This window comes from Marilutibacter spongiae (assembly GCF_014145325.1).
GTDB classification, from domain to species: Bacteria; Pseudomonadota; Gammaproteobacteria; order Xanthomonadales; family Xanthomonadaceae; genus Marilutibacter; species Marilutibacter spongiae.
Genome location: NZ_JACHTF010000004.1, coordinates 206,261 through 213,734, shown reverse-complemented (window position 1 = coordinate 213,734; position 7,474 = coordinate 206,261). Strand labels below are relative to the sequence as shown.

Annotated in this window: 9 protein-coding genes; all 9 read left to right on the top strand. The window is 70.4% G+C overall.

Features of this window, described 5'->3' with window-relative positions; translation table 11 throughout:
- Positions 1 to 138 precede the first annotated feature (138 nt).
- The gene (locus tag H4F98_RS05580) at positions 139 to 780 is read left to right on the top strand and encodes a thioredoxin domain-containing protein (protein ID WP_182685672.1); all 642 of its coding nucleotides are present in this window, start codon (positions 139 to 141) and stop codon (positions 778 to 780) included.
- A gap of 4 nt (positions 781 to 784) precedes the next feature.
- Positions 785 to 1,708, top strand: a complete 924-nt coding sequence (locus tag H4F98_RS05575; protein WP_220479099.1) for a lysozyme family protein — start codon at positions 785 to 787, stop codon at positions 1,706 to 1,708.
- A gap of 10 nt (positions 1,709 to 1,718) precedes the next feature.
- Positions 1,719 to 2,690 carry a hypothetical protein gene (locus H4F98_RS05570; RefSeq protein ID WP_182685670.1) on the top strand — a complete coding sequence of 324 codons (972 nt, stop codon included), beginning with the start codon at positions 1,719 to 1,721 and terminating at the stop codon, positions 2,688 to 2,690.
- A 5-nt stretch (positions 2,691 to 2,695) separates the two neighbouring features.
- The gene (locus H4F98_RS05565) at positions 2,696 to 3,370 is read left to right on the top strand and encodes a hypothetical protein (RefSeq protein ID WP_182685669.1); all 675 of its coding nucleotides are present in this window, start codon (positions 2,696 to 2,698) and stop codon (positions 3,368 to 3,370) included.
- 2 nt (positions 3,371 to 3,372) lie between these two features.
- Positions 3,373 to 4,287, top strand: a complete 915-nt coding sequence (locus H4F98_RS05560) for a pesticin C-terminus-like muramidase (RefSeq protein ID WP_182685668.1) — start codon at positions 3,373 to 3,375, stop codon at positions 4,285 to 4,287.
- Positions 4,275 to 5,120, top strand: coding sequence for a hypothetical protein (locus H4F98_RS05555; RefSeq protein WP_182685667.1), 846 nt, complete (start codon positions 4,275 to 4,277; stop codon positions 5,118 to 5,120). The genes H4F98_RS05560 and H4F98_RS05555 overlap by 13 nt, the downstream gene beginning before the upstream one ends.
- Entirely contained in the window at positions 5,117 to 5,791 is a 675-nt protein-coding gene (locus H4F98_RS05550; protein WP_182685666.1) for a hypothetical protein, read from the top strand. The genes H4F98_RS05555 and H4F98_RS05550 overlap by 4 nt, the downstream gene beginning before the upstream one ends.
- A gap of 61 nt (positions 5,792 to 5,852) precedes the next feature.
- A complete protein-coding gene (locus H4F98_RS05545) occupies positions 5,853 to 6,962 on the top strand; it encodes an OmpA family protein (RefSeq protein WP_182685665.1) in 1,110 nt (369 codons plus the stop codon).
- A gap of 21 nt (positions 6,963 to 6,983) precedes the next feature.
- On the top strand, positions 6,984 to 7,430 hold the full coding sequence (locus tag H4F98_RS05540; protein WP_182685663.1) for a hypothetical protein: 447 nt from the start codon (positions 6,984 to 6,986) through the stop codon (positions 7,428 to 7,430).
- Positions 7,431 to 7,474 lie beyond the last annotated feature (44 nt).

The window sequence follows — 7,474 nt, the reverse complement described above, 5'->3', positions numbered from 1 at the left end:
CGGCGGCGGCGGCGGCGGCGGTGGCGGCGGTGGCGGCGGCGGCGGCGGTGGCGGTGGCGGCGGCGGTGGCGGTGGCACGCCCGATCCGGGCCCCGGCCCTGACCCGGGTCCCGACCCCGGCGACCCGGGAGATCCGGTATGCACCTGAGGCTAGGCCTGGTCGCAAGCCTCGTCATCGGCATGCTGGCAGCGCTGCTGGCCGGACCGATCGCCAGCGCAGGTGGGCTCGATCCGGCGCCCCTGTTCCGGGTCAAGGCCCTGCCATCGGATGCGCGTGCCGTACTCGAGCGGACGCCGGGCATCCAGGTGGGTGGCGCGCCGGATGCGGCGCCCCGAGCCTACCTGGTCTTCGACGCACACTGCCCCGCGTGCGCACGGACCTACATGCAGTTGCGCGAGGCGCACCCCGACGTTCCGGTGCGTTGGGTGCCGGTCGCGTACTTCGCGGCCGACAGTGGGGCGCAGGCGGCGGCGATCCTCGCCGCGGCCGACCCGGCGAAGGCGCTGGACGACAACTTCCGGGCCTATGACCCGGCGGCCAAGCGAGGTGGTTACGTGCGACCGGGGACCGCGCCAGCGGTGCTCTCCCCGGCGCACCAGCAGTTGCGGGACGCATGGCGGCGATGGGGCGGCTATACGCCGATGCTGCTGCTGCGCGGCGCCGACGGCCGGCAGTGGTTCAAGGCGACCGAGATCAGGGGCAGGCGCGGCATGGAACAGGTCCTGGAGACCCCGCTCGAAGGATCGGCGGGACAGGCACTGGGAACGTACAAGGAGTAAACGGGTGCAACAGGACAGGATGGAAGCAAGGACGGCCGGGTGGGGCCAGCGACAGGGATGGGGCCGTCGCGCGGACGGCCTGGCGCGCGCCGGGCGGCGACCGCGCCGGGTCGCGATGGGCGCCATGCTGCTCGTCGCGGGGATCGCCTGGACCGCGCAGACGCTGGGAGCCAACACGACGCCGGTGTGCAAGCTGTCGGTCTGCTGGGCCAGCGAGGCGGACAAACTGCGCTACGAATGCGATAGCGGCTGCTACTTCGAAAGCAATCCGGTGGATGTCGAGCCGGAGGCCGTCTGCAACGTCATGGCCGAGGCGACGCACGAGGGCAGCTTTTCCTACATGTACCGCGACAGCGTCAACCTGGTGACCACCGGCATCGGCAACCTGCTGGCGTCGGTCGACGACGCCGTCGCCCTGCCTTTCATGATCGAGGAAAACGGCGTGTCGCGACGGGCGACCGAGCAGGAAATCCGCGATGCCTACAACGGTCTGTCCTCGCAGTCCGCGGAATGCATCGCCGGCAATCCACGACGCTGCAATACCGCCAACTCCTATGCCGGCGAGAATGCCCTGCGACTGGAGGAGGATACGATCAACCAGCTTTGCCAGACCCGGCTGGCGAACGAATTCACGCCGGGCCTGCACCGCATCTATCCCGATTTCGACAGCTATCCCTCCAAGGTCCAGGCGGCCCTGTACGACATGGTCTACAACCTCGGCGAAGGCGGCCTGTCGCCGCCGAAATGGCCGAGCTTCAACCGCGCGATGGGCCGCAAGGACTGGCAAGGCGCGGCCGACGAGTCCAATCGCCCGCAACTGGGTACCACCCGGAACGACTATGTCCGCGACCTGCTCGAGTCCGCCGCCGACGAGGAAGAAGCGGGTCGGCAACGACTGGCTTCGTGCGCAAGCCCCGGTTTTCCATGAGGACGTCCCGATGTTGACCTACGATTTTCCAAAGCGGCAAGGCGGCCCCCAGGCACGCGCGCGCCTGTGCGCAGCGGCCCGCTGCTTGCCGGTCCTGCTCCTGCTGTCGGCGGCGGCATGTTCTTCGCCGTCGGGGGACGCCCGTGCCCCGGCGACCGGTGGGGTGGCCTCGTTCGAGGCGCTTGCTGGCGGTGGCGCACCCGTCGGCCAGGGGCCTGAGGCCTGGGCACGCTGGCTCGACAGTCCATGGAAAGCGGACGACGGGGATGCCCCGTCGTACCGCGTCAGCCGGCTGGCCTGCCCGGGAGGCGAATGCGAGGTGGCCGAAGAGGCGATGGTGGACACCTGCCGCGCCCTGTTCGACGCCGACCTGCGCAACCTGGAGGCGGACCGCGAGGCACGCTCCAGCTACCAGGACTGGCGGCTGAAGTGTTATGCCGGGCGGGCCATCGCCCAGGCCGATATCGCCGCGGATTCCCACCTGGCCGACTTCGCGATGGAGGCGAACGGCTACCGGCGGCTGCCGGCGGCGCTGGGCTTTCCCAGCGGACCGGCGCAGGTGGCCGCGATCGTGGAGATCCAGGCCGCCCATGGCGACCTGGGCGCCTTCATCGACCAGGTCCTCACCGGCGTCACGGCCGTGACCGCCGCCGATGCCCCGCCGCGACAGGTATCGATCGCCGACGACGAGGAATGGACGCGGTCGTGGACCTGGCTGGCGCGGGGCGACATCAACCACGACGGACACGAGGACCTGCTGGTCGCCGCGAGCCTGCACGACAGCGCCACGCGCGCGCTATACGCGCACCGGCTGTTCGTCGTCGAACGGCCCACGGCGGACGCGCCCCTGTCGTTGGCGCAGGAAATCTCGCTGGTGGCGGGACCGGTCGTCTGCGACCCGTATGTCGCCCACTGCGAACGCGAGATCGTCCAGGCCGCCGATGCGGAACAGGCGGCGCTCGCGCCGTCGGCGACGGAGTGAAGCCCATGCATCGCACAAGCGCGGCCCCCTCCACCCGCGTCGTACGCGCCCCGCGCCGGGTCTCGCCGCTGACGCGCATCGTCCGCTTCGCGGCGGCCTGCGTGCTGGCGGGCGCCGCGCTCCCGGCCGCAAGCCAAGTGGCGCGCACGCGCGATGTCCCCGCCGATGCCTGGGCGACCCTGGCCGCGTTGCCTGGCGTGCGCATGACGGGCGCGCCGGGCCTGAAGGCGAACGTGGCGGTGATCTGCGATGCTAATTGCCCGTACTGCGCCCGGCTCGACCAGCACCTGCGCGCCCAGTACCCCTCGCTGCCGGTGAAGTGGTTGCCGGTGGCGTATTTCAAGCCCGACTCCGCCGCGTTGGCGAACCGTATCCTCGCGGCACGCGATCCGGCCGCGGAGCTGAAGACCAACTACCAGAACTACGACGCCCGGGCGCGCCATGGCGGCCTGCCGGCGGCCGCTCCCTCCGCGCGGCTTCCGGCCGACTACGCCGCGATCCGGACGTTGTGGACCCAGTGGGGCGGATTCACCCCGATGGTCGTGGTTCGCCGCGCCGATGGTCGCGTGGTCAAGGCCATGGGCTCGACCCCGGAGTTCGTGGACGCGGCGCTCGCCCAGGCGGCGCCGTCCCTTCGCACCTACGAGGAATGGCGCCCCGCGTCGCCGACAGGAGATTGAAGATGGCAAGGGAATCGGAAGGGTTTGCCGCCCGCGGGCGGCACGGACGCAGCCAACAACCAGCCGGGCGGGGCGGTGCGTCCTGGGCGAAGGTCGCCGGCATGCTGCTGGTGCTGTTCGCGGCATCGCTCGCGCAGGCGCAGTCGGGACTGCTGCCCCCGTGCCCGGATCCGGGCATGTGCTTCCTCAACCAGGACGCCAAGGATGCCTGGGCCGAGTCCCAGGGCTGTACCTTCGAGGACGCCGGTCCCCAGGCCTGTACCGAAGCCTGGCGCCTGGACGAGGAGTTCCTCGAGGCCAGCGAAGGGGCCCTTGTGCTCAACGGCTACATTCCGCGCCGGAACGGCGAGATCCTCGGGGTCAGTGGCGTCACCATCAGCACGGGCATCGACCTGGGCCAACAGAGCGCCAGCGGCACCCGCAACATCCTGAACAACTACATCGCCGACGAAGGCAACGCCGGCAACGTCGACGTCGACGCGCTGATGAGCAAGCTCGACCCCTACTTCGGCCTGCAGAAGGAGGCCGCGGCGACCGAGCTGGCGAACAATCCGCTGACCGTTACCCAAGCCGAGGCCGAACTGCTCGCCGAAGCCTTCAAGTACCACTTCCTCAACCAGATCGCGAACAAGTTCGACGCCAACAACAAGCTCGGGATGACGTTCAGGCAGCTGCCTTCGGCTGCGCAGACGGTGATCATGGATTTCGCGTACCAGTACGGCCTGTCCGACTCCAAGGGCAATATCCGCAGGACCTTCTGGAACCACGTGTACAACGGCGAATGGCTGCAACTGGCCGAATGGTTGAACAGCGGACCGGACCCCTACAAGAGCCGGCGCAGGCGCGAGGGCAACCTGTTGATGGACGCGATCAACAACTACCGCATACCCGGAACGGGTGACCCATGTCCTGGCTGACGATGCCTCAAGCTGTCACGGTGACGGTACCGGCGCGCGGCCCGGTGGAGCAAAAGACGGAGGAACGATCCATGGTGTCTCGATTGGGAACCTGCCTGCTGGCGGCCAGCCTGCTCCTGGCGGCCTCCTGCGACCAGAAGGCGGATGCCGGCGGCGGCGATGCCGCGATGGCGGCGCCGAGCGCGACGACCGACATGCCGCCCCCGTCGGCGGATGCGTTCAAGGCCTTCATCGATGAGTTGCGGGCCTTTACCGGCGCCGCCGTGATGCCGGTCGGGGCACTGGACGGTGCGCCCGCGCCCGCGGTCGGCGACCGGATCGTCGCCGGCTTCGAGCAGGATCCTCCGCGCCAGGCGAAGCTCGGGGACGGCACGCTCGTCTACTGGGGATGGCAGGAGGGCCAGGCCTTCGTCAAGTCGATCGCCATACGCGAGCCTGGCGGCAATCTCGCCCTGGTGGGGGCCGTCGACGACCTGCCGGTACTTGCGGGGCGCGGCACGCAGGCCCCGATAGCCGATGCGCAGGCCTACCAGACCCTGCTGGACAAGCAGAAAGGGTGGGGCAGCGAACCGGCGATCCGACTGTTCGTGAAGGAACCCGCGATGCTCGAGCGCTACCTGCCGCAGGTGCGCGCGTGGGCGCGCGCGTCCATGCTCGGCTTCAACGTCGATTGCGGCGCCGGGGACATGCAGGCCGCATGCGAATTCGCCCGCTCCCTCGACCTGCCGATCACGGCCTATTCGCTGGAGTGTCCCGGGACTCTCGATAGCTGCGCGCTCGAGCTGCCCACTGCCACCGACAGTGACACTTCACTGGAGGTGTTCCGGCAATGATCCATCCGTCTCCGCTACCTGCGAGGGCGTTCGCGCGCCTCGCGCCACTGGGCATCGCGCTCGCGTGCGCGACCTCGCCGGCACAGGCACAGGCGCCCGAAGCGGAGGCTGCGCCGCCGCCGAGCGTTTCGATCAGCGCCACGCTCGTGGGGGACAGTCCTTTCGGCGGCCTGCGCCAGGACGCGCCGCAGTCCGTCCGCCTGTATGCGCGCGGCGATGCCTCGCGCGTCGACTTCAAGGGTCCCAAGGGCGAACGCGCGATGCTGCTGCGCGAGGGCGCGCCGGGGCCCGGCTGGATGATCAGCCTCGACCGGGGCATCGCCATCCCGACCACCGCGCCCGGGCCCGGTCCGCTATCGGTGGATCCGTCGAAACCCTGCGCGGGCATGGGCGCACGCTGCCAGAAGGCCGGCACGCGCTACGTGGCGGGACGCGTCGTGCAGGGTTGGCGCTATCGCGGCGCGGATGGCCGCGGCCCGGCCGGTACCAGCGAAGGCGAATTGTGGGTCGAGCCCGAACATGGCGTCGTGCTCGGATACAGCGGACGCCGCACCGGCTGGGACCGCGTCCATTCCATGGAGGCCGCCTCGGTGTCCTTCGAGCCGCTTCCCGAGGTACTTTTCAAGCTTCCCGAGACCGTCGAGACGCCCGACGGCGACACACCGCACTGACGCCGGCATCGTCGCATGCGACGCTGCACCGGCCGAATCACGCAAGACCGCAGGATCCCCCATGAAACGCCCCCTGTTTACCACCGCCCTGTTCGCCCTCGCACTGGCTGCATGCAGCCCTTCCCCCGAGTCTCCGACCGCCGACGCGGCGCCCACCGCCGATGCGGCCACCCATCCGGAGGACGCGGCCGGCGGCGATGAAAGCGCCGAAGCCGGGGGCGGCGAGGACGCCGACAAGCCCCGTGGCTTCGACATCAACCGCATCCCGCTTTCGGACGCGGCATTGGGCGAGTTCCCGTACTTCGCGCCGCCGCCCGGCTACCACACCACCGACCGGCTCTCCTCGACCACCGCGGTCGGACAGTTCCCGTTCTGGGTCGGCGACCTGTACGTGGGCGTCGAGGGCCGCATCTACCAGGCCAACATTCGTGTCGACGAGGGCAAGACCTTCTCTGCGCTGGAGGTGGAAAAGGCGGTCGCCGACACCATCGCCGCGGCCGGCGGGGTGGAAGTCGCCAACATGGTCATCCCGCGCGCCAAGAGCCTGGAGGTGCTGACGCGCGCGTTCACCAGCGACTACGCCAACGGCCTGTGCTGGCCCAGCGAACCGGTGCGGACCTACGTCGTGCACCGGACCGACCGCGACATCTGGGTGCACGCCTGCACCTACGGCGGCATCGGTGCGGCATGGGTCATCGCCGAGACCGCCGCCCCGACGATGACCGCCGAAGTGGTGGGCGCACAGGCCATCGCGCGGGGCCTGCAGTCCGAGGGCCGCGTCCGGGTGCCCTTCGCGTTCCAGAGCGGCAGTGCGACGCTGCCTGCCGGCAGCGAAGCGCAGGTCGCGCACATCGCCACGGTGCTGGCGCAGGACCCGGGCCTCAGGCTCCAGGTGCAAGCGTATCCGGGCCTGGTCGGCAGCCCCGACCGCGCAAGGGACCTGGCGCAGCGCCGCGCGCAGGTCGTGGTGGCGGCACTCGTGGCGGCCGGTGTCGAAGCCGGGCGCCTGCGCGACACCGACCCGCACGCTGCCGCCGTCGTTCCCGCGTCCGCCGATGCCGCCGACCTCGCCGAACCCGCGACGCCGTCGACCGATGCCACCGCGGCGCGGGGCATCGAACTGGTCCGCCTCGAGCCCGCCATCGCACCGCCGGAATCCGGCACCCCCTGATCCATTTCCCCCTACCAGCCCATGAAGAAGATGCCCATCAAGTCCCGTCGCCCGATCCTGCCCATCCTGCTCCTGGCCACCCTTGCCGCCTGCCAGTCGGGCGAAAGCCCCGACGCCACCGTATCCTCCCCGTCGCCGACCCCGGCGAGCGCGCCTGCGCCGCTGCCGGACGCGGGCACGTCGAACATGGACGCCACCGTCATGCAGATGGTGCAGCTGGGCGGCACCATGCAGGCGGCCGCCGAGGCCTGCCAGCAGGTCGATGGCGCCGAACTTGCCGCCGCCAAGGCACAACAAAAGCAGCATTTCGTGTCGCGGGGCGGCAGCGAATCCGCGTTCGAGTCCGCCTTCACGGGCGCCTACGAGAAGGCCCGCGAGAAACTGGCCACGGCCAGCGCCCCGGAGCGGGAGCAGGCCTGCCGCGAGTTGAGCGACATGTCCAACGCCGCCACCGCGGGCCAAGGCTGAGCCTGGCCCGGACCGACCATCGAATACCGCGGAGCCCCTGACCG

Coding starts and splice junctions, on each gene's coding strand:
- H4F98_RS05565 (WP_182685669.1), top strand. CDS start 2,696: ATGCATCGCACAAGCGCGGCCCCCTCCACCCGCGTCGTACGCGCCCCG.
- H4F98_RS05555 (WP_182685667.1), top strand. CDS start 4,275: ATGTCCTGGCTGACGATGCCTCAAGCTGTCACGGTGACGGTACCGGCG.
- H4F98_RS05560 (WP_182685668.1), top strand. CDS start 3,373: ATGGCAAGGGAATCGGAAGGGTTTGCCGCCCGCGGGCGGCACGGACGC.
- H4F98_RS05545 (WP_182685665.1), top strand. CDS start 5,853: ATGAAACGCCCCCTGTTTACCACCGCCCTGTTCGCCCTCGCACTGGCT.
- H4F98_RS05580 (WP_182685672.1), top strand. CDS start 139: ATGCACCTGAGGCTAGGCCTGGTCGCAAGCCTCGTCATCGGCATGCTG.
- H4F98_RS05540 (WP_182685663.1), top strand. CDS start 6,984: ATGAAGAAGATGCCCATCAAGTCCCGTCGCCCGATCCTGCCCATCCTG.
- H4F98_RS05570 (WP_182685670.1), top strand. CDS start 1,719: ATGTTGACCTACGATTTTCCAAAGCGGCAAGGCGGCCCCCAGGCACGC.
- H4F98_RS05550 (WP_182685666.1), top strand. CDS start 5,117: ATGATCCATCCGTCTCCGCTACCTGCGAGGGCGTTCGCGCGCCTCGCG.